This window comes from Candidatus Accumulibacter contiguus (assembly GCF_012940005.1).
Lineage (GTDB): Bacteria > Pseudomonadota > Gammaproteobacteria > Burkholderiales > Rhodocyclaceae > Accumulibacter > Accumulibacter contiguus.
In genome coordinates this window covers 74,842-99,803 of sequence record NZ_SPMX01000002.1, presented here as the reverse complement: position 1 = coordinate 99,803, position 24,962 = coordinate 74,842, and the positions used below count along the sequence as shown (strand labels likewise).

General features: G+C 61.5%; 21 protein-coding genes and 3 pseudogenes. 18 read left to right on the top strand and 6 right to left on the bottom strand.

The window, feature by feature from the left end; all coding sequences use genetic code 11:
• Positions 1–126: 126 nt before the first annotated feature.
• Entirely contained in the window at positions 127–465 is a 339-nt protein-coding gene (gene glnK / locus E4Q08_RS00805; RefSeq protein WP_034909210.1) for a P-II family nitrogen regulator, read from the bottom strand.
• A 279-nt stretch (positions 466–744) separates the two neighbouring features.
• Here glnK and E4Q08_RS00800 point away from each other — a divergent pair, with 279 nt between their 5' ends.
• The 18 genes and pseudogenes from E4Q08_RS00800 to E4Q08_RS00715 all read left to right on the top strand — a co-directional run bounded on the left by E4Q08_RS00800 (position 745) and on the right by E4Q08_RS00715 (position 18,176).
• Positions 745–990: an accessory factor UbiK family protein gene (locus E4Q08_RS00800; protein ID WP_034909209.1), complete on the top strand. Its 246-nt coding sequence runs from the start codon at positions 745–747 to the stop codon at positions 988–990.
• A gap of 57 nt (positions 991–1,047) precedes the next feature.
• Positions 1,048–2,547 (top strand): YifB family Mg chelatase-like AAA ATPase, encoded by a 1,500-nt coding sequence (locus tag E4Q08_RS00795; protein ID WP_169068997.1) that lies wholly within the window; start codon positions 1,048–1,050, stop codon positions 2,545–2,547.
• Between the two features lie 3 nt (positions 2,548–2,550).
• On the top strand, positions 2,551–3,774 hold the full coding sequence (locus tag E4Q08_RS00790; RefSeq protein ID WP_034914132.1) for a multidrug effflux MFS transporter: 1,224 nt from the start codon (positions 2,551–2,553) through the stop codon (positions 3,772–3,774).
• 82 nt (positions 3,775–3,856) lie between these two features.
• Positions 3,857–4,267: an adenosylmethionine decarboxylase gene (speD, locus tag E4Q08_RS00785; protein ID WP_034914130.1), complete on the top strand. Its 411-nt coding sequence runs from the start codon at positions 3,857–3,859 to the stop codon at positions 4,265–4,267.
• 57 nt (positions 4,268–4,324) lie between these two features.
• Positions 4,325–5,689, top strand: coding sequence for a TrpB-like pyridoxal phosphate-dependent enzyme (locus tag E4Q08_RS00780; RefSeq protein ID WP_034914145.1), 1,365 nt, complete (start codon positions 4,325–4,327; stop codon positions 5,687–5,689).
• On the top strand, positions 5,686–6,378 hold the full coding sequence (locus tag E4Q08_RS00775; RefSeq protein ID WP_169068996.1) for an SPOR domain-containing protein: 693 nt from the start codon (positions 5,686–5,688) through the stop codon (positions 6,376–6,378). The genes E4Q08_RS00780 and E4Q08_RS00775 overlap by 4 nt, the downstream gene beginning before the upstream one ends.
• Entirely contained in the window at positions 6,375–6,998 is a 624-nt protein-coding gene (gene coaE, locus E4Q08_RS00770; protein WP_034914127.1) for a dephospho-CoA kinase, read from the top strand. The genes E4Q08_RS00775 and coaE overlap by 4 nt, the downstream gene beginning before the upstream one ends.
• Positions 6,999–7,058: 60 nt before the next feature.
• Positions 7,059–7,814: a cell division protein ZapD gene (zapD, locus tag E4Q08_RS00765; protein ID WP_034914123.1), complete on the top strand. Its 756-nt coding sequence runs from the start codon at positions 7,059–7,061 to the stop codon at positions 7,812–7,814.
• Positions 7,815–7,860: 46 nt separating this feature from the next.
• The gene (locus E4Q08_RS00760) at positions 7,861–8,913 is read left to right on the top strand and encodes a DUF475 domain-containing protein (protein WP_034914120.1); all 1,053 of its coding nucleotides are present in this window, start codon (positions 7,861–7,863) and stop codon (positions 8,911–8,913) included.
• Between the two features lie 48 nt (positions 8,914–8,961).
• Positions 8,962–9,540, top strand: coding sequence for a TerD family protein (locus E4Q08_RS00755; RefSeq protein ID WP_034914117.1), 579 nt, complete (start codon positions 8,962–8,964; stop codon positions 9,538–9,540).
• A 28-nt stretch (positions 9,541–9,568) separates the two neighbouring features.
• Positions 9,569–10,207 (top strand): vWA domain-containing protein, encoded by a 639-nt coding sequence (locus E4Q08_RS00750; protein ID WP_034914114.1) that lies wholly within the window; start codon positions 9,569–9,571, stop codon positions 10,205–10,207.
• A gap of 10 nt (positions 10,208–10,217) precedes the next feature.
• Positions 10,218–10,859, top strand: coding sequence for a TerD family protein (locus tag E4Q08_RS00745; RefSeq protein ID WP_034914113.1), 642 nt, complete (start codon positions 10,218–10,220; stop codon positions 10,857–10,859).
• 7 nt (positions 10,860–10,866) lie between these two features.
• Positions 10,867–11,508: a vWA domain-containing protein gene (locus tag E4Q08_RS00740; protein WP_169068995.1), complete on the top strand. Its 642-nt coding sequence runs from the start codon at positions 10,867–10,869 to the stop codon at positions 11,506–11,508.
• Between the two features lie 73 nt (positions 11,509–11,581).
• A pseudogene (locus E4Q08_RS00735) lies at positions 11,582–12,635 on the top strand (TerY-C metal binding domain-containing protein).
• A 5-nt stretch (positions 12,636–12,640) separates the two neighbouring features.
• Positions 12,641–14,167 carry a PP2C family serine/threonine-protein phosphatase gene (locus E4Q08_RS00730; RefSeq protein WP_034914105.1) on the top strand — a complete coding sequence of 509 codons (1,527 nt, stop codon included), beginning with the start codon at positions 12,641–12,643 and terminating at the stop codon, positions 14,165–14,167.
• A gap of 9 nt (positions 14,168–14,176) precedes the next feature.
• Positions 14,177–15,704: pseudogene (locus E4Q08_RS00725) on the top strand (helix-hairpin-helix domain-containing protein).
• A complete protein-coding gene (locus E4Q08_RS00720; protein ID WP_034914099.1) occupies positions 15,701–16,327 on the top strand; it encodes an HAD-IB family hydrolase in 627 nt (208 codons plus the stop codon). Before E4Q08_RS00725 ends, E4Q08_RS00720 begins: the two are co-directional and overlap by 4 nt.
• A gap of 220 nt (positions 16,328–16,547) precedes the next feature.
• The gene (locus E4Q08_RS00715) at positions 16,548–18,176 is read left to right on the top strand and encodes a tetratricopeptide repeat protein (RefSeq protein ID WP_034914096.1); all 1,629 of its coding nucleotides are present in this window, start codon (positions 16,548–16,550) and stop codon (positions 18,174–18,176) included.
• A 17-nt stretch (positions 18,177–18,193) separates the two neighbouring features.
• On the opposite strand, the gene E4Q08_RS00710 is transcribed toward E4Q08_RS00715, so the two are convergent.
• The 5 genes and pseudogenes from E4Q08_RS00710 to polA all read right to left on the bottom strand — a co-directional run bounded on the left by E4Q08_RS00710 (position 18,194) and on the right by polA (position 24,955).
• Complete coding sequence (locus E4Q08_RS00710; RefSeq protein WP_248594608.1) at positions 18,194–20,656, bottom strand: two-component system response regulator; 2,463 nt, start codon at positions 20,654–20,656, stop codon at positions 18,194–18,196.
• On the bottom strand, positions 20,653–21,327 hold the full coding sequence (locus tag E4Q08_RS25945; protein ID WP_353739868.1) for a sensor histidine kinase: 675 nt from the start codon (positions 21,325–21,327) through the stop codon (positions 20,653–20,655). Before E4Q08_RS25945 ends, E4Q08_RS00710 begins: the two co-directional genes overlap by 4 nt.
• A pseudogene (locus E4Q08_RS25940) lies at positions 21,307–21,633 on the bottom strand (PAS domain S-box protein); the annotation flags it as partial. The pseudogene E4Q08_RS25940 and the gene E4Q08_RS25945, both read right to left, overlap by 21 nt.
• Before the next feature lie 26 nt (positions 21,634–21,659).
• On the bottom strand, positions 21,660–22,199 hold the full coding sequence (locus tag E4Q08_RS00700; RefSeq protein WP_248594607.1) for a DUF2242 domain-containing protein: 540 nt from the start codon (positions 22,197–22,199) through the stop codon (positions 21,660–21,662).
• Positions 22,196–24,955 carry a DNA polymerase I gene (polA, locus tag E4Q08_RS00695; protein WP_169068993.1) on the bottom strand — a complete coding sequence of 920 codons (2,760 nt, stop codon included), beginning with the start codon at positions 24,953–24,955 and terminating at the stop codon, positions 22,196–22,198. Before polA ends, E4Q08_RS00700 begins: the two co-directional genes overlap by 4 nt.
• Between the last annotated feature and the right edge of the window lie 7 nt (positions 24,956–24,962).

The window sequence follows — 24,962 nt, the reverse complement described above, 5'->3', positions numbered from 1 at the left end:
GCCACAGGTTCGGCGCTGGCCGCTGCCGCGGCCGCGGCAGGTTTGTCTTCCGCCCAGGCCGGAGCGCCGATGCTGACGGCGCCGAGCAGGGCGAGGATGGCGAATGTGCATCTCATGATTTGCTCCTCACAGTGCTTCTTCACCGGTCTCGCCGGTGCGAATGCGGATGACTTGTTCAATGGCCGAAATGAAGATCTTGCCGTCGCCGATCTTGCCGGTGCTGGCAGATTTTTCGATGGCCTCGATCACCTGGTCGAGGAGACTGTCGCTGATCGCAGCTTCGACCTTGACCTTGGGCAGGAAGTCGACGACGTACTCTGCGCCACGATACAGCTCTGTGTGGCCCTTCTGGCGCCCGAAACCTTTGACTTCGGTGACGGTGATTCCCTGCACGCCAATCGCCGACAGCGCTTCTCGTACTTCATCGAGCTTGAAGGGCTTGATGATGGCAGTTACCATTTTCATGATGCTCTCCATATCAGGGGTGGCTGAAGATGCTTCCCCGGTTGAAATAATGACGGTTTAAGGAAATGCTGGACAAATCAAAGCAGATTCCGTGCCATAATTATTTGTTTTGATAAATCAGAGCAGTGTTTCTTACTGGTAGCGCCAGGCAATGGATGCCGCACTGCGATAGCGCAGCTTCCGGGTGTAATGCCCCTTTTTGGTGCAACATCTGCCGTGCAGTTCGCTTGTGCTACACTCGAATCTCCCTGTAACCACTTGCGCCATTCGGTGATCACCATGCTCGACCCGAAATTCCTTGAAGATCTCGGCGCTCGTTTGAGCGCTCTCATTGCCGCGAGTCCGGCCGCCGATATCGAGAAAAACGCGCGTGCATTGCTCTCCAGCGGACTGGCCAAGCTTGACCTGGTCAGTCGTGAGGAGTTCGACATCCAGACGCAGGTTCTCCAGCGCACCAGAGAAAAACTGAAGGCGCTCGAAGCGCGTCTCGATCGGCTGGAGAACCCGCCGGACCAGCCGGCCTGAGCGGCCGACGCTGGCGCACAGCGCCGCCTGTGGTCGCCGGCCGACTGGCTGATCGAGATGCCTCTCGCCATTGTGCATAGCCGCGGACTCGATGGCCTTGCGGCCCCGGAAGTTGCGGTCGAGGTACATCTGGCGGGTGGTCTGCCAAGCGTTACCGTGGTCGGGCTGCCCGATACCGAAGTCAAGGAAGCACGCGATCGGGTGCGGGCGGCACTGCAAAACGCGGGCTTCGAATTTCCCCGCAAGCGGATCACGGTAAACCTCGCTCCGGCCGATCTGCCGAAGGAATCAGGCCGCTTCGATCTGCCGATAGCCCTTGGCATCCTCGCTGCCTCGGGCCAGATCCCGGCCACCAAGCTGGCCGGTCATGAATTCGCCGGCGAACTGTCACTCTCCGGCGAGTTGCGGCCGATCCGCGGGGCGCTGGCGATGGTTCTGGCTGCCGGCAGCATGGGGCGCAGCTTCGTGCTCCCGGCCAGCAGCGCCCGCGAGGCAGCCCTGGCCGACCAGGTGCAGGTGCTCACCGCCAATACCCTGCTCGAGGTTTGCGCGCACCTCACCGGGCAGGCGGTGCTGGCTGAATGTCTCGTCGCCGATGTGGCTCTCGATGCGCGCATCGACTATCCTGATCTTGCTGACGTGCGTGGCCAGGCACAGGCCAAGCGTGGCCTTGAAATCGCCGCTGCAGGGGAACATTCGCTCCTCTTCGCCGGTCCGCCGGGTACCGGCAAGTCGATGCTTGCCAGCCGGCTCCCCGGTTTGCTGCCGCCGATGACGCTGGCTGCCGCGCTCGAATCGGCTGCGGTGCTGTCGCTGGCCGGGCAATTTCGCCCCGAACTCTTTCGCCGCCATCCCTTTCGGGCGCCACACCATACGGCTTCCACCGCCGCGCTGGTCGGCGGCGGCAGCGTCCCGCATCCCGGAGAGATCTCGCTGGCGCATCAGGGCGTACTTTTTCTCGACGAGATCCCCGAGTTCGATCGGCGGGTACTCGAAGCGCTGCGCGAACCGCTCGACTCGGGGCGTATCCATATCTCGCGCGCTGCCCGGCAAGCCGAATTTCCGGCGCAGTTCCAGCTCGTCGCGGCGATGAATCCCTGTCCTTGCGGATATTACGGGGATCCGCGCGGCCGTTGCCGGTGTACGCCGGACCAGGTGCTGCGTTATCGCAGCAAGCTCTCCGGCCCGCTGCTCGACCGCATCGATCTGCAGATCGAAGTACCGGCGGTGCCTGCGGAAGTCCTGCAGCAGGCGCCGGACGGCGAAGCGTCGGCGAGCGTGCGTGCGCGTGTCACGCAGGCTCGCGGAAGGCAGCTCCGGCGGCAGGGAAAAGCCAACGCGCGCCTGAGCATCAGGGAAATCGACCAATACTGCCAGCCCGCAGCGGCAGCGGCGGCGCTTCTGAAACAGGCGATCAGTCGCTTCGATCTTTCGGCACGCGCCTTTCATCGTCTACTCAAGGTGGCACGGACGATTGCCGATATCAGAGGGAGCGACGCCATCGAGGCACAGCATGTTGCTGAAGCCGTACAGTACCGTCGCTTCACGAAGGATTGATCCATGCCACAAGGAAACCCCGCGGCTGCGCCGCGCAGTCTGATCTGTCTGCTGGCAGCGCTGGCGGCGCTCGGCCCCTTCTCGATCGATACCTACCTGCCATCGTTCCACGACATCGGCACATCGCTGGGTGCCACGCCCTTGCAGGTTCAGCAGACGCTGAGCGCGTATCTGCTGCCTTTCGCGCTGATGACCCTGTGGCATGGTGCCATCTCCGATGCGCTCGGTCGCCGCCGGGTGATCCTGACGACCGTCGCGCTCTTTGCGCTGGCCTCGGCAGGCTGCATGTTCGCCACACGCATCGAACACCTCTGGCTGCTGCGCGCCCTGCAGGGGATGACTGCTGGTGCCGGCATCGTCATTTGTCGGGCGATCGTCCGCGATCTCTACGATGGGGAGGCCGCACAGCGGCTGATATCGCAGGTCACGATGATGTTCGCTCTCGCTCCGGCGATCGCGCCGGTGCTCGGCGGCTGGTTGCAGTCATGGTTTGGCTGGCGCTCGGTGTTTGCCTTCCTGGTGCTGAGCAGCGTCGGTCTGTGGCTGGCCTGCTGGTTCCTGCTGCCGGAAACCCTGCCTCGCCACCAGCGCCAGTCCTTGAACGCCGGCTACCTGGCCCGCAGCTACTGGAAAGTGCTGACTTCCCCCACTTTCCTGCTGACCTGCTTTGCGCTGGCGTTCAATTTCGCCGCTTTTTTCATCTACGTGCTGTCGGCGCCGGTTTTTCTGATGCAGCATCTGGGTGTTGCGGCAACCGGTTTCCTGTGGCTGTTCGGCCCGGCCATGGGTGGCCTGATGATCGGCTCGTGGCTTTCCGGCAGGCTCGCCGGCAAGCTCTCGCCGGCATGCACGATTGCTGTCGGCTATCTGGTGATGAGTGCTGCGGCAGCGCTCAACATCGCACTCAATCTGGTGCTGCCACCGGCGCTGCCATGGAGCGTGTTGCCACTCTTCGGATTCACTCTCGGCATGTCCCTGGCAATGCCCTGCCTGACTCTGCGGGCGCTTGACCTGTTCCCGGAACAGCGGGGCCTGGCCGCTTCCTGCCAGACTTTCCTGCAGTCCGGTTTCAACACGCTGGCTGCCGGACTGATCGCGCCGCTACTGTGGGGGTCGACGCTGACCCTGGCGCTTGGTATGGGCGGTTTGCTGTTGCTCGGCGCTTTCGCCACCGTGCTCCAGCAACGGCAAAGGTCGCCCGAGCTTCGACTCGTGTGTTTGCCGTAAGTCTCGCGGGTAAACGGGATCAGACACCGAGAAACGAGCATGCCCGCTTGCTGCTCTGCCTCCCGGAACCAGGGGGTTTGCCATGCATGGCCTGCACCTGCTCGCTGAACTCTACGAGTGCCGCTGCGCTCCGCAGTTGCTTGCGGACGCCGGCGCGTTGCGAGAACTCTGCCTGGCCGTTTGCGCCACGCCGGGGCTGACACCCGTCGGAGTGGCCTTTCACCAATTCGGCAGTGCGCTGGATCCATTCGGCGCGACGGGTGTCGTGGTGCTCGCCGAGTCGCATCTTGCCGTGCATACCTGGCCGGAAATACAGGCAGTCACCCTGGATCTGTATGTCTGCAATTTCAGCCAGGACAACAGCGCTGCCGCGCGCATCGCCTGCCAACGCCTGATCGGCGCCTTTGCGCCCGCGCGCGTGCGTCGACGCGAGCTGGAACGTGGCATTCCGGAGCATGTCAGGGCTTTCGGCAAGGTTGGCGAAAATGATTAATGGAGGTATCCAAGGGTATACTTGGGAACTTCGATAAAAAAAATGTACGGAGGCCGCGTGGAATCACTTCGTTATACTCTTGAACAGTCCGAGATCCCTACCCACTGGTACAACGTCGTCGCCGACCTGCCCAATCCGCCGCTGCCGCCGCTGGGTCCGGATTGCCAGCCGGTGTCCCCGGAGCAGATGGGGATGATTTTTCCGATGGCGATCCTCGAACAGGAGATGTCGGCCGAGCGCTGGATCCCGATTCCGGATGCGGTGCGCGAAGTCTATCGGCTGTGGCGTCCGTCACCATTGATTCGTGCGCGGCGGCTTGAGGAGGCGCTCGGAACGCCGGCCAGGATTTACTACAAATTCGAAGGTGTCTCGCCTGCCGGTTCACACAAGCCCAACACTGCCGTGCCGCAGGCTTATTACAACCAGCAGGCAGGCATCAAGCGCATCACGACCGAAACCGGTGCCGGGCAATGGGGTTGTTCGATGGCTTTTGCCGGTCAGATGTTCGGCCTCGAGGTGCGTGTCTACATGGTCAACGTCAGCTACCAGCAGAAGCCCTTCCGACGTTCGATGATGCAGACCTGGGGCGCCGAGGTGTTTGCCAGCCCGTCGATGATGACCCAGACCGGTCGCGACCTCCTGGAGCAGGATCCGGAGAACCAGGGTTCGCTGGGCATCGCCATTTCCGAAGCCGTCGAGGAAGCCGCTTCCCGGGCCGATACCAGTTACACGCTCGGCTCGGTCCTCAATCACGTCGCGCTGCATCAGACGGTCATTGGTCAGGAAGCGAAGAAGCAGTTCGCGATGGCGGGCGACTGGCCGGATGTCATTTTTGCACCCTGTGGCGGCGGTTCGTCGTTTGCCGGTGTGGCTTTTCCGTTCATCGCCGACAACGCTGCCGGCGGACACAAGGGCAGACCGACGCGACTGGTTGCCGTTGAACCGAGTTCCTGTCCGACGCTGACCAAGGGCATTTATGCCTACGATTTCGGCGATGCCTCAGGCTTCACGCCGCTGATGAAGATGTACACGCTCGGTCATGATTTCATGCCACCGGGCATCCACGCCGGTGGCCTGCGCTACCACGGCGATTCCCCGCTCGTTTCACAGCTCTATCACGAGGGCCTGATCGAGGCCGTCGCCGTGTCACAGTTGGCGACCTTTGAGGCCGGCGTGATATTTGCTCGCGCCGAGGGCATCATTCCCGCGCCCGAGTCCAACCACGCGATCCGGGCGGCCATCGACGAGGCGCTGTGCTGCAAGCAGAACGGCGAGGCGAAAACGATTTTTTTCAACCTCACAGGTCACGGCCACTTCGACATGGCGGCCTATGACCGGTATTTCGCGGGTGAGCTCGAGGATTTCGAGTACCCGGCCGCGGCCATTCAGACTTCGCTCGAACATCTGCCGAAGGTCGGATGATCGTCTCGATGCGGCTCGCCGTTTTTCTTCTGATCCTCGCCAATCTGCTGTTTTTCGTCTGGGCACGAGGCTACCTTGGCACGCCTGCCAGTCCCGACGCGCGGCGCCTCGAGCAGCAATTGCTAGCCGATCAGGTCAGGGTGCTTGCGCGAGGCGAGCCGCCGCGCCCAGCGAGCAGGGAAGCAGAAGCAGTGCCCGAGAGCAAGGATGCGGCAAGCTGTCAGTTGTGGAGCGAACTGGCAAGCGCCGAGGCTGACCAGATCGAGCGACTGTTGGGCGAACAATTTGCCGACTTCAAGGCGACGCGCCGCACGGTGGCGGAGAACAGTGGCTACTGGGTGTTTGTCCCGCCATTGGCCAACAAGGAAGAAGTGAGCAAGAAAACGGCCGAATTGCAACAGTTGGGCATCCAGGATTATTTCGTTGTCCAGGCCAGCGGCCCCAACCAGTTGGCGATTTCGCTGGGCACCTACCGCACCGAGGAAGCGGCGAACGCAGGGCTGGCAACCCTGCAGGCGAAAGGGGTCAAATCTGCCAGAATGGCCGAGCGCAAGGGCCGACCACCGTTCCACATCCTTGAAATCCGGGGTCCTGAAGCACAGGCGGAAGCGCTGCGTCAGGCGATTGTCGCACGCTTGCCGAAGGCCAGCCCGGTGGCCTGCAGAGTCAAGGCCGAGGCCGCCCCATGAGCTTCATTGTCGGTTTGACCGGCGGCATCGGCAGTGGCAAGAGCACGGTCGCAGAACTCTTTGTCGAGCGCGGGGCGGCCCTGGTGGATACCGATGCCATTGCGCATGCGCTGACGGCTCCGCAGGGCGCTGCCATGGCGGCGATTGCCCTCGCTTTCGGCGACAGCGTATTGCGTGCCGATGGTGCGCTGGATCGTGTCGCCATGCGCAGCCTGGTGTTCTCCGATCGCTCCGCGAAGGCAAGACTCGAAGCGATCCTGCATCCCTTGATCCGGGAGCAGAGCAAGGCGCGCTGTGCGGCTGCCACGCAAGCGCCCTATGTGCTGCTGGTCGTTCCCTTGCTGGTCGAAACGGGCGGCTACCGCGAGCGCGCTGATCGGGTGCTGGTCGTCGACTGTGACGAGGCCGTGCAGATTTCTCGCGTCATGGCACGTAGCGGCATTGCCGCCGAGGCTGTCCGGGCGATCATGGCCACGCAGGCCTCGCGGCTCGAGCGGCGGGCGGCGGCCGACGATCTGGTGCAAAATGATGGCGACCTCGACGCCTTGTGGCCGCAAGTGGATGTACTGCACCAGCATTATCTTGAACTGGCACGCGCCAAAGCGCATGTTGGGCGTTGAGGTTTTGCTGCATATGCTTCAGAATTATCGAAAATTCCCGTTCCCCACGCTGGCGGCTGTGTGATCACATACGAATATCCTTTCAATGAACGCATCCGCACGCTGTTGCGACTGGAGGATTTATTCCACAAGGCGAACAGCTTCCTGCAACGGGATGGCTCGCAGGAGCACCATGTTGTCCTCATGACCCTGTTCGAGATCCTTGATGTGGCCGGGCGTGCCGACCTGAAAATGGATCTGATTCAGGAACTCGAACGCCAGCGCCAGAGCCTGTTGAGTTTTCGCAACAATCCGGACATCTCTGAAGATGCACTTGCCGGCGCCCTCTACGAGATCGAGCAGTCTTCTGCGGCGCTGCTCGGGATGGCCGGCAAGATCGGCCAGCATCTTCGCGACAACGACTGGCTGATGAGCATCAAGAGTCGTGCCAGCATTCCCGGTGGCGTCTGCGAATTCGATCTCCCTTCCTACCATTACTGGCGGCATCAGGACCCCGGGCTGCGACGCGACGCCCTGCTTGCCTGGCTGCAACCGATGCTGCCGCTGCGTGACGCGCTGACCATCGTGCTGCGCTTGTTGCGCGCCAGCGGTCACCCCGAGCACCATGTAGCCATGGGCGGCGCCTTCCAGTTGATGCTCGGCGGCAGCAGTTCGCAGATGGTCCGCATTTCGCTCAAACTACACGACCCCTACATCCCGGAAATCAGCGCCAACAAGTACGCGCTGAACATCCGCTTCACTCGTCCGGACAGCGATCATCGGCCGCGTCACTGCGATAACGACGTCGAGTTCGACATGCTTTTCTGCAATCTGTAGCCGCTTTCCTGACGTTCTGGTTTGGGTAAATTCCCTGGGAGAGGGTATGCGATACTTTCGTTATTCGATACTGGTCACGCTCCTGTGTCTTGGCTTGGCGTTTGCCTGGGGTAGCAAGTCAGCGGAGGGAGGTTTCGCCGCAATGACGCTGGCTCTTCTGCTTGGAATCATGGAGGTCAGTCTCTCCTTCGACAACGCCGTGGTGAATGCGTCCGTCCTCAAGGAGATGGACCACCAGTGGAGGCAGATCTTCCTGACCGTAGGTATTCTGATTGCGGTGTTCGGGATGCGTCTGTTTTTCCCGATCGCCGTGGTTGCCGTTGCCACCGGGCATGGCATGTGGGAAGTCGGACAGATGGCCCTCCATACTCCGGAGGAATATGCCAAACATCTGACAGGGGCGCATGCCGGGATTGCGGCATTTGGTGGGATGTTCCTCCTGCTGGTATTCCTGTCTTTCCTGTTTGATGAGGGCAAGGAACTCCACTGGCTCGGGAAGGTCGAGGAACTCCTTTCCAAGCTGGGCAAGCTGGAGTCGGTCGGGATTGCTTGTGCTCTAGGCCTTCTGCTGGCTGCGCAGGCATTTCTTCCGATCGATGGCGCAACGCGCCTGACCATCCTGCTTGCCGGTGTCGCCGGTGTCTTTCTTTACGTTGTGGTAGATAGCCTTGGCGGCTTCTTCGAGGAAGAAGAGGAGTCCGGTGCCGTGGGGCAAATTGCCAAACGTTCCGGCGTCATGGGCTTTCTATACCTTGAAGTCCTGGATGCCTCATTCTCGTTTGATGGCGTGATTGGCGCGTTTGCCGTAACGCGTGATGTACTTATCATCATGCTGGGGCTTGCCATCGGCGCGATGTTCGTTCGTTCCCTCACGGTCTATCTGGTCGAGAAGGGTACACTGGATGAGTATGTATTCCTCGAACACGGTGCCCATTACGCAATCGGTGCACTGGCCCTGATCATGTTCGGAAGCATCGTTTGGCATGTTTCCGAAGTCGTCACCGGTCTCATCGGTGTCGGTTTCATTGTTGCTTCGCTCGCTTCTTCGATTGTCCATCGCAGGAAGATCGCCGCGGAATCTCTGGGGGCTGCCGATTGACAGGTCGGCGCAAACCAATACACTCAGTCCAACAGAAAAGGAAAGGCAATGGCTGTTTCGTTGAGCAAGGGGGGAAATGTTTCGCTGTCGAAGAACGTGCCGAATCTCAGGCGCATTCTCGTCGGCCTAGGCTGGAAGGCTCGCTCCACCGATGGGGCCGATTTCGATCTGGACGCCAGCGCCTTCCTTCTCGGGCAGAGCGGCAAGGTCCGAAGCGACAACGATTTCATTTTCTACAACCAACTGGTCTCGGCCTGCGGTTCGGTGGAGCACGCCGGGGATAACCGGACCGGAGCGGGGGATGGCGACGATGAAACGCTGAAAATCAGCCTCGACAAGGTGCCTGAGTACGTCAAACGTGTGCTTGTCTGCGTGACCATCCACGACGCCGTTGCCCGGAAACAGAACTTCGGACAGGTTGCGGACGCCTTTATGCGCATCGTCAATCTCGACGATGACGTGGAAATTGCCCGTTTTGACCTCTCCGAGGATTACAGCACCGAGACGGCGATGATTTTCGGGGAGGTCTACCGATACGGAGAAGAGTGGAAGTTCAAGGCCGTCGGTCAGGGGTTCGCCGGCGGCCTCGATGCAATGTGCGCGCAGTTCGGCGTCGCAGTGGCCTGAACACCATCGACAAGAGGACACACTCACAATGAGAAGATTGCCCGTCTATCTGCTGCTCGACACCTCCGGGTCGATGAGCGGTGAGCCCATCGAGGCCGTGAAGAACGGCGTCCAGATCCTGGTCTCGACCTTGCGTCAGGACCCCTATGCCCTTGAAACGGCTTTTCTCTCGGTGATCACTTTCGATAGTGCCGCCACTCAGGCGGTTCCGCTGACGGAGTTGGCGACGTTCCAGACCCCGTCGCTCACCGCAAGCGGTACTACCGCCCTGGGTTCGGCTCTCAGCCTCCTGGCCGACCGGGTCGAGACCGAGGTGGCCAAGACCACTGCTGACGCCAAAGGCGACTGGAAGCCTCTGGTTTTCCTCATGACGGACGGCTCCCCGACGGACGACTGGAAAAAAGGTCTGGACAAGATCAAGAAGGTCCGTACCGGTATGATCGTCGCCTGTGCGGCTGGGTCGAGAGCCGACACCACGGTTCTCAAACAGATCACTGAGGTCGTCGTTCAACTGGATACGGCCGACTCCAACACCATCAAGGCGTTCTTCAAGTGGGTGTCCGCCAGCGTGTCTACCGGCAGCCAGAAGGTCGACGCCGGACAGAAAGAAGTTTCCGGGCTGGGCGACCTACCGCCTCCGCCTCCCGAAGTGAACGTGGTTCTTTGAGGAAGACGCCATGGCCATCAGTCTCAAGAAAGGACAAGGCGTAAGCCTTCGGAAAAGCGACAACGATTTGTCGATGGTAACGATCGGTCTCGGCTGGGACATTCAGGAGGAGAAAACAGGGTTTCTCGGCGGGCTGTTCAGCAAGAAAGCACCGGACTACGATTTGGATGTCGCGGCTTTCCTGTGCGGTAGCGATGGCAAGGTCCATGACCTGGGTGCGATCGAGAATGGCAAGCCCTCGCTGAAGAATGGGGACGTGATCTTCTACAACAATCTGCGGCATCACTCCGGCCAGATTTGGCTAACGGGCGACAACCGCACCGGGGACGGAGATGGCGACGACGAGCAGATCATTGTCAAACTCAATGACCTTCCCGAGAAATACGCAAAACTGGTCTTCATCGTTCAGATCTACAAGGGTACCGAGAACGGCCAGAGTTTCGGCAAGGTACGGAACGCCTTCATCCGGGCGGTCGACGGCAAGGGACGCGAAATGACTCGCTTCGACCTTTCCGGAGGGGCGCAATACGCGGAGTGCCGTTCGATGCTTTTCGCCGAACTGACGAGGGAGACCGATGGCTGGAAGTTCAACGCCATAGGCACCCCGTCGCCGTCGGACAGTTTCGTGGGCTTCCTCAAGCAATACGTGTGAGGCCTGGATGAGCGCCAGAAGATTGCCCGTCTACATCCTCCTGGATACTTCGGGGTCGATGCGGGGGGAACCCATACACTCGGTAAACGTCGGCCTTCAGGCAATGCTGAGTGCCTTACGTCAGGACCCCTATGCCCTGGAGAGTGTGCATCTTTCCGTAATCACGTTTGACCTGGAGGCGCGCGAGTATCTCCCGCTCACGCCGCTCGATCAGGTGCGTCTGCGAGACGTACCCGCGCCCGACTCCGGAGCGACCTTCATGGGGGCGGCCCTCGAACTGCTGCTCGAGTGCGTGGACCGCGACGTGCGAAAGTCCACCGCCGACGCCAAGGGGGACTGGCGTCCCCTGCTGTTCCTGATGACGGACGGCAGCCCTTCCGACCTGCACGCTTTTCGGCAGGCGGTACCGGAGGTCCGGAAGCGCAACTTCGGATCGATCGTTGCCTGCGCGGCGGGACCCAAGGCGAAGAGGCAACACCTCCTTGAACTGACCGATTGCGTCGTGACGCTCGATACGATGGACGCGGTGGCATTCTCGAGCTTTTTCAAATGGATGACCATCAGCGTGTCGGTCGGGAGCAGCAGCGCCGGCGTGTCCGGCCAAATCCCGCTTCCGCCACCGCCGCCGGAGATCCAGCTGGTGCTGTAGAAAAGGGGGGCGATGGGAGCATGACCGCCGTGCCGGAAATGCGGCCCGGTAACCGAGCGAACAAAGGAGCGATATGCGCAGACTGCCCGTATTTTTCGTTTTGGACTGCTCAGAGTCCATGGTTGGCGAAAACCTGAAAAAAAATGGAGGACGGCCTGCAGGCCATTGTGCGAACGCTGCGGGCGGATCCACATGCACTGGAGTCGGTATACCTCTCGGTTGTCGCGTTCGCCGGAATTGCCAGGACCGTTGTCCCACTCGTGGAGGTTTGCTCCTTTTATCCGCCGAAACTGCCTTTGGGAGGCGGCACGAACCTGGGGGCGGCCCTTGGCGCCCTGATGGCCGAGATCGACAAGAACGTTCTGCGAACCACTGCCGATCGCAAGGGTGACTGGAAACCCATTGTTTATCTATTCACCGACGGCCGCCCTACCGACGACCCCAGTGCCGCGATCGACGAGTGGAACGTCCAATACGCCAGGAAGGCCACCATGGTCGCCGTTGCCCTGGGCAAGTCGGCCGATCTCTCGGTGTTGTGCAGGCTGACGGAACACGTGCTCGTCTTCGAGGATTCCGGCGAAGGCGACTTCAGGAAGTTTGTGAACTGGGTGACGGCCTCGGTCGTGGCACAGAGCAGGAGCGTCGGTGAGGGAGCCGAGGCGCAGGCGATTCCGCACCTCGACGAGAGCATCCTCAGCCTCGTCAAGGAAGCGCCGTCGACCCTGGCAGACGAGGCGTGCGTAACCCTCGTGGGCCGTTGTCAGAAGACACGCAAACCTTACCTGATCAAGTATGACCGCGCGACTCAGGAGGTGGCAACACGCGACTTCAAGGTGCAGGTCTCCCGCTTCGATATTGCTGGCTGCTACCCTCTCGACGAGGAGTATTTCATCTGGTCGGATGCACGTGCCACCGACATCAGGATCAACACGTCGGAACTGGTCGGTACACCGGGTTGCCCGTATTGCGGCAACGCCACGGCCTTTGCCGTCTGCGACTGCGGCAAGCTGATGTGCATCAACGCTCCGGGGAACGCCCGCTGCCCATGGTGCGAGAAGACCGTTGCTTTTGCTCCGGGGCGCAGCGGGGAAGAAGGAGGATTCGACGTCGAGCGCGGCAGGGGTTGAGGAAAATGAACATTCCCTCGCAAGAGATGGCCGGCGACAAGCGCGAAAGCTTCAGGCCGCAGATCGAAAACCTCGTTCGAGGACTTTTTGCGCCAAACGACCAGCCGTTTTTCGACAGCGGTGTGGTCTCTCCCGCCTTGCTCGAAGAGTTCATCCAGAGCGATGAGGTGTTCGACGCGGCTTTTGCGTTCGCCGTTGCCATGATGCAGATCTGGACGAAACGCACCGGCAAGAAACTCAAAGGCGGCACGCGTCTGCGCCAGGCCAACCCTCGGCTGGAGTCGATGGTTTCTCCGGAGGTGTCGGCAAGCGACTCGGTCGATCCCGCCGATACCAGGATCCTCACTCAACCGACAGCTTCCTTCCACATCCCCAACGCCAAGGCCGGACAGTCCTACGCAGGGAAAATCGAAGGGACCGACTCCTCCGGCGCACCCGTGCGCGTCCGGGATGTGCGCCTGCCTTCCAAACTGGTGGGGCTGGAGGTGTACGACGACGTGGAGTTACGAGGGGTGCCCGTCGTCGGTGGAGACTACAAAATCAGCCTTCAATGGACAGCCGACCGCACATCATGGGTGTCGGGAGAATGCCTTCTCATTGTCAATCCAGATCCGCGCAGCCTTTGGAAGAAGGTCGATCCACCGGCCGACGATCCCTATTTCAAGACGAATACGGATGGAACGACGGTCGATGGCGACGGTTTCCGAATTGCTGCGGCCAGCCGGAGAGGACGTTCACACGAGCATGCCGGTACGTTTCGTGACGACGATTTTTTCGTCCACCACGACGCGGATTCGGGTTGGAGCGTTCTGATCGTGGCCGACGGAGCGGGCAGCGCGAAGAATTCCCGATGGGGTTCGAAACTGGCAGCAGAAGTGGCGGGCAGACATCTCGTCTCCAGTCTCTCGGGAGACTTCGGAGCAAGGATGGACACCGCGATTTCCGAATGGGATGAAGAACCGGCGGTCGCCGGAAAGGTGGTCGGCGACGAATTCCATTACCTTTTTCACAAGATGGGCAGCCTGGCCGTCCAGGCGATAGACGCAGAGGCACAGGCCAAGGGCATGCCGGCCAAGGATTATGCAACCACCTTGCTCGCCGCGGTAAGCAAGCGTCAGGGAAGCGAGACCTTTCTCGCAAGCTTTTGGTTGGGTGACGGGGCGATCGCCGCCTATGGCCCGCAAGGGAAAGTCCGCCTGATGGGTACGCCAGACGGTGGCGATTTTGCAGGCCAGACTCGCTTTCTTGATCGCGCGGCCATGACCGACCATGCTTTCGGTAAACGCGTGGGTGTCGGCCGCTACACGGACCTGTGCGCGGTATTCCTCATGACCGACGGGATCTCCGATCCGCGATTCGAGACCGACAACGGTCTGATCGATGCAAGGAAATGGGATGCTCTATGGGAAGAGATGAGCCCTTTCCTGGCATCACCGGAACCCGAGAAGGCTTTAATACAATGGCTCGACTTCTTTGCTCCGGGACATCATGACGACCGCACAATTGCCGTTCTCTACGCCTGTGTTTCCTAGGGGCCGTTGATGGCAACGGTTGTCAGATGCAAGACATTGGACGGGCAGAACGTGGAATTCGTCGACGAAATCATTGCTTCCGGGGCGATGAAGGACGTCTATATGTCGCCCGACAAATCGTACGTCGTCGCTTTCTTCAAGAAAGAGAACAGTTTTTACCAGTCGCGAGCGGATTTCGAAGCACAGAAGGATCGTCTCAAGGAAATCGCCTCGGCCAAGTGGGAGAGCATCTTCAGCGGCGTGGGTGGCGATTACTGGAAGAATCTCTTCTGCTGGCCGAGAGGGGTACTCCTGTATGGAGAGCGCATCGGGATCGTCGCCCCTACCTACCCGAAACATTTTTTTCTTCGAGCATGGTTCCAAGAACAACGATATGCTCGGCATCAAGGGGAAGGATAAAGAGGGGAAGTGGTTTGCGGCGGCCAACCTCAGAAACCGCTTCATGGACCCTCGCGAGCTCGGCGACTGGCTCAATCATCTCAGGGTGTGCCTGCTTCTGGCACGCGCGATTCGTCGAATGCACATGGCCGGGCTCGCCCATTCGGACCTGTCGTACAAGAACGTGCTGGTCGACCCCTCCAGAGGTCTTGCCTGCGTCATTGATGTGGACGGCCTCGTGGTACCCCCGAAGTATCCTCCCGACGTCGTTGGTACTCCCGACTTCATTGCTCCCGAAGTGGTGATGACGAACCATCTGGCCAGGGACGACCCGAACCGCAAACTCCCGCGCCGCGAAACGGACCAGCACGCCTTGGCGGTACTCATCTACATGTACCTGCTTTATCGCCATCCGCTGCGGGGGGGAAAGGTGCACGATGTGGACGACGAGCAGCGCGACGAGGCCCTCACCATGGGCGAGAAATCCCTTTTTGTCGAGCATCCTACGGATACGAGCAACCGCATCAAGGTGGCGGACGCCAAACCGACCGAGTTGCCATGGGCGGACACGTCGATCATCCCCTACACCGTCACCGGTCCCTACCTCTCGAAGCTATTCCTCAAAGCCTTCGTGGAGGGCCTGCACGACCCGGCAGAGCGTCCTTCGGCCGATGATTGGGAAACCGCCCTGGTGAAAACGGTCGACCTCATCCAGCCTTGCCGGAATCCTGACTGCGCCCAGAAATGGTATGTTTTCGACAATTCGACGAAGCCTCGCTGTCCCTTCTGTGGCACTCCCTACCAAGGCAAGTTGCCGGTGCTCAACCTGTATTCCTCACGCAGGGAGGGGCAGTACCGTCCTGACAATCATCGCCTGATGGTCTGGACGGGGCAGTCACTTTTCCTGTGGCATGCCAACAGGCTGCTTGCCCCGAACGAGAAATTGACCGATACCCAGAAAAAGCGCGTCGGCTACTTCGTCCTGCACAAGGACATCTGGTGGCTCGTGAACGAGGGCCTGCCCGACCTTACTGAGGTCTCGACGAAGACCCCCGTGCCCATTGGCGGGAAAGTGGAACTCAAGGACGGTCAACAGTTGCTGCTTGCCAAAGGCGATGGGGGAAGGCTCGTCGTCGTGCAGATGGTGGACTGTCCATGAAGACTGGCAGTGGGCGGCCGGTGGTTGCAGCTTTCGATTTCGACATCACGATGACCACCAGGGACACCTTCGTCCCGTTCCTGGAAAGCACCTTCGGGCGATCCCGCGTCCGTTTGGCCTTCTTGCGGCTGACCCCGGAAGCGCTCAAGGTTGCGGCGTGCCTCTCGGATCGGGATCGTTTCAAGGAAAAAATCGTCGAGGCCCTTTTCCTCGGCGAGTCCGTCGAGCGTCTGCGGGATGCCGGAAAGGCACACGCTGCCGCTATCGAAGTTCTCTTTCGTCCAGCAGCCTTGCGACGCGTCGAGTGGCACAGGGAGCGCGGGCACAGGATCGTCATGGTCAGCGCTTCGCTGGATTTGTATCTGACCCCGGTGGCCGAAAAACTTGGCTTCGATGACCTCCTGTGCACGACGCTGGCACGGCGCCATCTCGTATTTGACGGAAAACTCGCAGGGCCCAACTGTCGCGGGGCCGAGAAGGTCAGGCGCCTCGAGTCATTGCTGGGCGATTTGTCTGGCGTCGAGTTGCACGCCTATGGCGATTCGGCCGGGGATCGAGAAATGCTGGCCGTCGCGGATCATCCGCACTATCGCGCGTTCGAGCGAGGAGGAGAGTTGGTCTGAAAGCTTACATTTCCGATGCCTTCACAAACCTCCATGTACTTGACTCGCCGACCTCCTGACCCTGATCGGCATTTTCGAGCCGACTTGCTTGCATCGCATCTATCACAAGTTACACTTGTGGAACGTGGGTCTGAAATCCACAGACCTGTCAGTCACACCAGCAGCCAGGACCGCTGAAATCCGCTTACCATCCAGGAAGTCTCCAGGGCGCTACACAGCAATGGCCATCATCTCGCCTTACCGAAACAAACGCATCCTGATCATCGACGACGTGGCTGAGATGCGTAGCTCGATCCGCAGCCAGGTGAGCAGTCTGGGTGTCGAGCAGACCAGCGTCGCGGCGACCGTTCGGGATGCGCTCGACCTGCTCAAGACCAGCAATCGCTTCGATATCATTCTCTGCGACTACTACCTCGGTGGCGCGACCGACGGACAGCAGTTTCTCGAATATATTCGATCGAGCGGGATCATCAGCCGGGCGACATTGTTCCTCATGATCACCGCCGAACAGGGCTACACTTCGGTGATCACCGCGGCCGAATGTCTGCCGGATGACTACCTGCTGAAACCCTTTACCGCTGATGCCCTCAAATCGCGTATCGACCGCTTGCTGGACAAGAAGCAGCGGCTGGCGCGCATCGACAAACTGCAGGACCAAGGACGCTGGCAGGAAATGATTGCGGCCTGCGACGAAATCATCGCAGCCAGGGACAAGTACCTGCTGGACGCCATGCGCATCAAGGGCAACGCGCTGCTCATGACCAATCGCTTCGACGAGGCCATCGAGTTTTACCGGCGCGCGCTGCAGATGCGCTCGATGCCCTGGGCGAAACTGGGGCTGGCCAAGGCGTATCAGGGCAGTGGCCAGCCGGAGCAGGCGAAGCTTGCGCTCAATGAGCTGCTTGCCGAGACGCCGCGTTTCCTGGCAGCCTACGATGCACTGGGCCGCCTGCACCGGGAATGCGGAGAGGCTGACGACGCTCTGCGGATTCTCGACAAGGCCTGCGAGTTGTCCCCCAATGCACTGGCTCGCCATCGTGCGATCGCCGGCATTGCCGAGGAGGCAGCAGACTTCGGCCGCGTCGAGAAAGCACTGCGTACCGTTGTGCAGAAGACGCGCAATTCGCCCTTGCGTGACCTCGGCGACTACGCCAGTCTCGGCAACGCGCTGACCGAACTCGGTGATACCGAAAAGGCGATTGCGCTGATCACGGAAGCCAAGACCAGCTTCAGGAATGTCGGCGATACCACCTTGCTGGCCGCGGTGGAAGCGGTCGCGCAGCACAAGGCGGGCAACCCGGAGCTGGCGCAGCAGGCGCTGGAGCGCGCCATGCAAGGGGGGGCACAGGGCATTTCGGAAGCGGCGAAGCTGGCCGTCGCCAAGGCCTGCCTGGTGCACGGCAGACAGGACGAGGCCGAGCAGATGCTCAAGGATGTCGTCCAGAACAACCCGGACCAGAGCGTCCTGCATGCCAGCATCACCCAGATGATGAAAACCCACGGCAATGCCGAGCGTGCGGAATATCTGGTCAGCAACAGCAACGCCGAGGTCATCCAGATCAACGACGAGGCGGTCCGCAAGGGGCAGTCCGGCGATTTCAGAACCGCCGCAGCAATGCTCAGGGAGGCGGCGGAACGTCTGCCCGGCAACCTGCAGATCGTTGCCAACGCGGCCTACGCACTGCTCCTCGATGTCTATACCAATGGGGTGGACGCCGACAAGCTGCGCGATGCGCATCGCTACCACCAGATGCTGCTGGCCAAGGACCAGCGTCATCCCCGGCTGGGTCCGATCGCTGCCCTGTTGGCCAAGATTCAGCGCAAATTCAAGCTGCCCGTCATTTCATGACTACCGCGAAGGCGATTTCAATCGCCTGGCTCGTGGCCAATCGCGGCGCTGGCCAGCAGGCGCACCAACTCCGGATTCGCGATCGGGCGGCTGAACAGATCACCCTGCCCACCACTGCAGCCCAGGCGTAGCAGGCTGGCTGCCTGTTCGGGGCGCTCGATTCCCTCGGCGATGATGTCCATGCGCAGGGAATCGGCGAGCGCGACGATGGCCTCGACGATGGCGATGCCTTGCGGGTTTTCCGGCACGTCGTGGATGAATGAGCGGTCGATCTTGATGCGGTCGATCGGCAGATCGCGCAGCACGCTGAGCGAAGAGTAGCCGGTACCGAAATCGTCGATGCTGATGGCAATGCCGAGGGCCTTGAGTTCGCGAAGGATTTCGACGCTGCGCCCGATCACCTGCAGCGTGCTTTCGGTGATCTCCAGTTCTAGCGCCGTTGCCGGAAAACCGGTGCGCACCAGGGTATCGCTAACGGTGGCAATGAAGTCGTCGCCGGTGAACTCACGGGCCGAGACATTGACCGCCAGGCGCAACTGCCGACCGTTGTCGTCGTGCAGTCCCAGCACCTCACGGCAGGCGCGCTCGAGCACCCAGCGCCCGAGGCTGTCGATGACACCGCTCTCTTCTGCGATCGGGATGAAGCGTGCCGGCGGCATCATCCCAAGCTGCGGGTGTGGCCAGCGCACCAGCGCCTCGACGCCGATGACGCGCCGCTCGGCGAGGCTGACCTGCGGCTGATAGTGGAGCTGCAGGTCGTCCATTTCGATGGCGCGGCGCAGGCCTTGTTCGATCTGCAAGCGTTCGTTGCTGCGTTCGGCCATGTCCAGCGAATAGAAACGAAAGCGGTCACGCCCGGCCGCCTTGGCCGAATACATGGCAATGTCGGCGGCGCGCATCAGCAGCGGAACGTCGCGGCCATCATCCGGGAAAACCGCGATGCCGATACTGACCGACACGGTGATCTCTTCACCGACCAGACTGACCGGTGCGCGCAGGGTATCGAGCAGCTTGCGCGCGAGTTCGGCGCCGTAGTCCGGGCTGGCGCTGCCGGCAACGAGCACGAACTCGTCGCCGCCCAGCCGGGCCACCGTGTCGTTGCCACGTAAGGCGTCGCGCAGACGGCGAGCGACGACTCGCAGCAGTTCGTCGCCGACGTCATGGCCGAGGGTGTCGTTCAATACCTTGAAATTGTCGAGGTCGAGAAACAGCAGCAGGCAGCGATTCTTCTGCCGGCGCGCCAGCTTGATCGCCTGCTCGAAGCGGTCGTTGAAGAGCAGGCGGTTGGGCAGGCCGGTCAGCGAATCGTGATGCGCGAGATGTTTGAGCTTCTCGTTGGCGAGGTGGATGTCGCTGACGTCGGAAAAGGAGATCACGAAATTGTCGGCTTTCCCGGCCGCACTCGGTACGACGCTGACGCTCTGCCAGCTTGGAAACGATTCGCCATTGCGGCGCTGGCAGAAGACCTGGCCTTCCCAGAAACCGTCGGCGGCAAGCGCGAGCTGCCCGAAAAAGCCCTCGCTGCCGACCTGTTTGCCGCGTTGCACGCGCAGCAGCAGATCGAGGTCGAGACCGATCGCCTCGGCCTCGCTGTAGCCGGTGATGCGCGTGAAAGCGGCATTGACTGCGGCGACACGGCGCTCGACATCGACGATGGCGATCGCCGCGGCGGCGGAATGAAAGACCACGCCGGACTGCCGCAAGCGGTCCTCGGTGCGACGGCGTTCGCTGATATCCTGCAGGACGCCGAGGACGCGTCGCTGGGCGTTGGTGCCGGGGTAGGCCTTGACGTTGGCTTCGAGAAAATGTGGGCCGTCGTTGGTGCGCGCGGTGCGGAACTCGATGCGCACCGCGCTGCCACAGGTCAGTGCTTCCGAGAGGCTGGCGATGACCCGGTCGCGGTCGTCGTCATCGACTCGCACAAGAAAATTATCCCAGGCTTCATCGAGCGGCACCGGTCGATCGCCGAACAGCGCGCCGAGATGCCCGTCGCCACGCATCCGGTTGAACTGCGGCAGCCATTCGAAAACGCCCAGTGAAGCGGCCTCCATGGCCAGCTTGAGGCGCAGCTCGCTGCTTTCCACGGCTACCTCGACCTCGCGCCGGGCGAGCGCCATCTGGATCGTGGCGTGCAATTCGCGCGCGTCCCAGGGCTTGACCAGATAGCCGAAAGGTTGGCTGGCGAGGGCGCGGCGCAGGGTGTCATCCTCGGCGTAAGCGGTCAGATAGATCACGGGAATCTGGTGACGCAACTGGATTTCGGTCGCCGTCTCGACGCCGTCCATCTTGCCTTCGAGGTGGATGTCCATCAGCACCAGGTCGGGGGCCACCTCGGCGACGCGCTGCAGGGCCTGCTCGCCGCTCGCCACCATTGCGCCGACGACGTAGCCGAAGGATTGCAACTGGTTCTTGAGGTCGAAAGCGACAACGCGTTCATCCTCGACAAGCATCAGCTTGATGGGTAGTGAAGTACTGATCATGAGGCTGCCCTCCTTGGGGCATCGCTCGGAAAGCGCAGGCAGAAGCGCGCCCCGGGCCCGGGTTCTACAGTGAAAGTGCCGCCCAATTGTTCAACCAGCAAGGGTACCAGTTGCAGACCGAGCGACTTGACCTTCGTCAGATCGAAATCGGCCGCCAGACCGACGCCGTTGTCGGCGACCAGAAGCTCGGCCTGGCCATCCTTGGTGCCTAGTTCGATGCGGATCTCCCCGGCACGATCGTCAGGGAAGGCATGTTTAAAGGCATTGCTGACCAGTTCGTTGACCACCAGGCCACAGGGGATGGCGCGCTCGAAGTTGACGTACTGCGGGGTCTCCGGCAGCAAGCGGCGCAGGACGATCTTGCCATTGCCCTGGCGATAGCTGCCGAGCAACTGCGTCAGCCGGTCGAGGTATTCACCGAGATCGATTCGTGAGTAATCCTTGCGTTCGTAGAGCAACTGGTGGGTCAGCGCCATCGCGCGCACACGGCTCTGGCTCTCGGCGAGGATGGCGCGCAGGCGTGGGTCGCCGACATGCGTGGCCTGCAGGTTGAGCATGCTGGCAATGACCTGCAGGTTGTTCTTGACCCGATGGTGCACCTCGTTGAGCAACACCGTCTTTTCCTGCAGTGCTTTCTCCAGTTTCTGTTGCGCTCGCTGGCGCTCGGTGATGTCGAGCACGGAGGCCAGCACCATCATCCCTTCCTCGGTTTCGATCGGGTTCAGGCCGATCTCGACGGGAAACTCGGTCCCGTCGGAACGACGCGCGAAAAGGTCGCGTCCAATCCCCATCGGTCGTGGTCGGGGGTCGGAAAAGAAGCCTTCACGGGATCCAGGATGCTTTCCCGCAAAGTGCTCCGGCAGCAGCTTCTCGATCGTTTGTCCAAGCAACTCTTCGCGGGGGTAGCCAAACACACGCTCGGCCTGGGCGTTGATCAGCACGATGCATCCTTTGCCATCCACCATAACCATCGCCGTTGGCGCCCATTCTCCCGTGCCCGTGGCTACTGTTCGTCCTCGTGCTGGGTGAGGTTGCGCTGCATCAGTGCGAAGAAGCGGTCGTAGAACGGTCCGGCGGGGATCGTTTCGCTGGCCACCTTGACCAGCGAATCTTCGCTTGGCGTCAGCGGGATCGATACCGATCCGATCGCGCTGACGCCGACGGTCGTCGAGTTCGGGTTCTTCTTGAGTGCGTAACGGTCCTGGATGGCATTGACGTACGCCGTCGAGAGCTTGCCGAGACGGCCTTCCGGGGCACATACGACATGAAATGCGATCTGCACATGCACCTCGCCCGCGGGCTGGAAATTCTTGCTGGCGCTGATGAAATCGGACTTCACCGTGGTCGGCAGGTAGCCCTGGCTGAGCAGTGCCCGCCGCGCGGCTTCGCAGGTCGCTTCGACGCTGGCGTCGAACAAGCGCGAGAAGGTCTCGTTGGCCTCGAAACCTTCGTTCTGGTAGACCGCGATTTTGTCCGGCGCGCTGCCGCAGGCGGACAGCAGACCGGTCAGAAGCAGCAACATCGCGGCGGTGATCCGAGTCAATGCGCCTCGTCCCAGTTCGCGCCTACACCGACGTCGACCAGCAGCGGCACGCGCAGCTTCGCCCATTCGGTCATCAGGCGCGGTAATTCGGCACGGACTCGGGGCAACTCGTCGTCCGGTACTTCGAGGACGAGTTCGTCATGCACCTGCATCAGCAGCCGCGCCTGCAAACGCTCGGCGTCGAGCCAGCCCTGCACGACGATCATCGCCGATTTGATCAGGTCGGCGGCCGATCCCTGCATCGGCGCGTTGATCGCTGCGCGTTCGGCGCCCTGGCGACGCGCGGCCAGGCTGGAATGGATTTCGGACAGCCACAGGCGACGCCCGAAAACGGTTTCGACATAGCCCTGGGCCTTGGCCGTCGTGCGTGTTTTCTCCATGTAAGCGGCGACGCCGGGGTAACGCGCGAAATAGCGCTCGATGTACGCTTGCGCCGCACCGCGTGTCAGGTCGAGTTGGCGAGCGAGGCCGAAAGCGCTCATGCCGTAGATCAGCCCGAAGTTGATGACCTTGGCGACGCGCCGCTGGTCGGGACCTACATCGCCCGGCGCAACGCCAAAAATCTCGGCGGCGGTGGCACGATGCACGTCTTCGCCCTGAGCAAAGGCTTCGAGCAGGCGCATGTCTTCCGAGAGGTGCGCCATGATGCGCAATTCGACCTGTGAATAGTCGGCCGAGACGATGCAACTGCCCGGCGGCGCGATGAAGGCCGCGCGGATACGCCGTCCTTCGGCGGTACGCACCGGGATGTTCTGCAGGTTGGGGTCGCTCGATGCCAGCCGGCCAGTGACCGCGACCGCCTGCGCGTAGCTGGTGTGCACGCGGCCGCTGTCGGCATTGACCATTTTCGGCAGCTTGTCGGTATAGGTGCCCTTGAGTTTCGCGAGTTGTCGCGATTCGAGCAGGATCTTCGGTAATGGATAGTCGAGTGCGAGTTCGGAGAGCACCTCCTCGTCGGTCGACGGCGTTCCCGAGGCAGTCTTCCTTTTCACGGGTAGACCAAGCTTGTCGAACAGGATTTCGGCCAGTTGTTTCGGCGAGTTGAGGTTGAACGGCTGGCCAGCGGCGGCGTACGCCCGTGCTTCGATCTCGAGCAGGCGCTTGCCGATTTCCTGGCTCTGCTGCTTGAGCAACTCGGTATCGATCAGTACGCCGGTCCGTTCCATGCGAAAGAGGATGTCGCGTACCGGTATTTCGATGTCTTGATACACCCGCAACAGACCGGCGTCGGCGGCGATCTGCGGATACAGCCGTTCATGCAGGCGCAGGCAGAGGTCGGCGTCTTCGGCGGCGTACTCGGATGCCTGATCGATCGCCACCTGGTCGAAACCGATCTGCTTCGTTCCCTTGCCGCAGAGCACTTCGTAGGGGATCGTCGCGAGGCCGAGGTGACGAGTCGCGAGCTGACCCAGATCGTGGCCGCGAACGCCGTCCTTGCCGGATTCGAGGACGTACGATTGCAGCAGTGTGTCGTGTGCCACACCGGCGAGATGAATGCCGTGGTTGGCCAGTACATGCTGGTCGTACTTGAGGTGCTGGCCGATCTTCGCGTGTCGTGGCGATTCGAGCCAGGGCTTGAGACGCGCCAGCACTTCGTCGCGAGGCAGTTGCGCTGGTGCTCCGGGGTAGTGGTGGGCGAGCGGTAGGTAGGCCGCTGCACCGGGCCCGACCGCCAGTGACACGCCGACGAGGCGGGCGGCAAAGGGGTCGAGGCTGGTGGTTTCGGTATCGAGCGCGGTCAAGGGACTGTGCCCGATCTTCTCGAGCCAGCGCTCGAAAGCCGGCCAGTCGAGGATCGTTTGGTAAGCCGCGCGGTGCGCAGCGTCGGCCAACAGGTCGGCCTGGGTGCTCGGCGCGGTGGCCGGCAGCGCGCCATCGTCCGTCGGCATGCGACTGGCGCGATCGCCCTGTACTTCCTTGAGCCAGCTGCGCATCTCGTAGTGCGAGAAAATCTCGACCAGTCGTTCGCGATCGATGGGCCGCGGTTTGAGGTCGGTCGGCGCCAGCGCCAGGTCGAGGTCACAGCGTACCGTCACCAGGCGGCGTGCCAGCGGCAGGAAATCGAGTGCGCGCCGCAGGTTCTGCCCGACGACCCCGCCGATGTCAGGCGCGGCAGCGATGATCCCGTCGAGCGAGCCATACTGCTCCAGCCACTTGATCGCCGTCTTGCTGCCGACCTTGTCGACACCGGGAACATTATCGACCGTGTCACCGATCAGCGCCAGGTAGTCGACGATGCGTCCGGCCGGCACGCCGAACTTGCCGATCACGCCGGCTTCGTCGAGCAGTTCGCTGCTCATGGTGTTGACCAGCCTGACGCGTGGGCCGACCAGTTGCGCGAGGTCCTTGTCGCCGGTCGATACCACCACCTGCACACCTTGCGCCGCCGCCTGCACTGCCAGCGTCCCGATCACGTCGTCGGCCTCGACACCGTCGAACATCAGCAGCGGCCAGCCGAGCGCCGCGATCGCCGCGTGCAGGGGTTCGATCTGGCGAATCATGTCGTCGGGCATTGGCGGGCGGTTGGCCTTGTACTGTGGGTACCAGTCATCACGAAAAGTCTTGCCCTTGGCGTCGAAGACGCAGCCCTTGTAGTCGATTCCAGCCGCCTGGTAGTCGTTTTCGAGGCGGCGCAGCATGTTCAGCACGCCATGGATCGCTCCCGTCGGCTCGTTCTGCGTCGTGCGCAGGTCGGGCATGGCATGAAAAGCGCGATAGAGGTAGGACGATCCGTCGACCAGTAGCAGGGTGGGCATGGGCGGG

What these genes read in the sequence shown, in the direction of transcription:
- E4Q08_RS00710 (WP_248594608.1), bottom strand. Translation starts at nt 20,656, where the DNA reads ATGATCAGTACTTCACTACCCATCAAGCTGATGCTTGTCGAGGATGAA.
- speD (WP_034914130.1), top strand. Translation starts at nt 3,857, where the DNA reads ATGCATGGCCTGCACCTGCTCGCTGAACTCTACGAGTGCCGCTGCGCT.
- E4Q08_RS00795 (WP_169068997.1), top strand. Translation starts at nt 1,048, where the DNA reads ATGCCTCTCGCCATTGTGCATAGCCGCGGACTCGATGGCCTTGCGGCC.
- E4Q08_RS00715 (WP_034914096.1), top strand. Translation starts at nt 16,548, where the DNA reads ATGGCCATCATCTCGCCTTACCGAAACAAACGCATCCTGATCATCGAC.
- E4Q08_RS00760 (WP_034914120.1), top strand. Translation starts at nt 7,861, where the DNA reads ATGCGATACTTTCGTTATTCGATACTGGTCACGCTCCTGTGTCTTGGC.
- E4Q08_RS00755 (WP_034914117.1), top strand. Translation starts at nt 8,962, where the DNA reads ATGGCTGTTTCGTTGAGCAAGGGGGGAAATGTTTCGCTGTCGAAGAAC.
- E4Q08_RS00775 (WP_169068996.1), top strand. Translation starts at nt 5,686, where the DNA reads ATGATCGTCTCGATGCGGCTCGCCGTTTTTCTTCTGATCCTCGCCAAT.
- E4Q08_RS00745 (WP_034914113.1), top strand. Translation starts at nt 10,218, where the DNA reads ATGGCCATCAGTCTCAAGAAAGGACAAGGCGTAAGCCTTCGGAAAAGC.
- E4Q08_RS00800 (WP_034909209.1), top strand. Translation starts at nt 745, where the DNA reads ATGCTCGACCCGAAATTCCTTGAAGATCTCGGCGCTCGTTTGAGCGCT.
- E4Q08_RS00750 (WP_034914114.1), top strand. Translation starts at nt 9,569, where the DNA reads ATGAGAAGATTGCCCGTCTATCTGCTGCTCGACACCTCCGGGTCGATG.
- E4Q08_RS00790 (WP_034914132.1), top strand. Translation starts at nt 2,551, where the DNA reads ATGCCACAAGGAAACCCCGCGGCTGCGCCGCGCAGTCTGATCTGTCTG.
- E4Q08_RS00740 (WP_169068995.1), top strand. Translation starts at nt 10,867, where the DNA reads ATGAGCGCCAGAAGATTGCCCGTCTACATCCTCCTGGATACTTCGGGG.
- polA (WP_169068993.1), bottom strand. Translation starts at nt 24,955, where the DNA reads ATGCCCACCCTGCTACTGGTCGACGGATCGTCCTACCTCTATCGCGCT.
- E4Q08_RS00720 (WP_034914099.1), top strand. Translation starts at nt 15,701, where the DNA reads ATGAAGACTGGCAGTGGGCGGCCGGTGGTTGCAGCTTTCGATTTCGAC.
- E4Q08_RS00730 (WP_034914105.1), top strand. Translation starts at nt 12,641, where the DNA reads ATGAACATTCCCTCGCAAGAGATGGCCGGCGACAAGCGCGAAAGCTTC.
- glnK (WP_034909210.1), bottom strand. Translation starts at nt 465, where the DNA reads ATGAAAATGGTAACTGCCATCATCAAGCCCTTCAAGCTCGATGAAGTA.
- coaE (WP_034914127.1), top strand. Translation starts at nt 6,375, where the DNA reads ATGAGCTTCATTGTCGGTTTGACCGGCGGCATCGGCAGTGGCAAGAGC.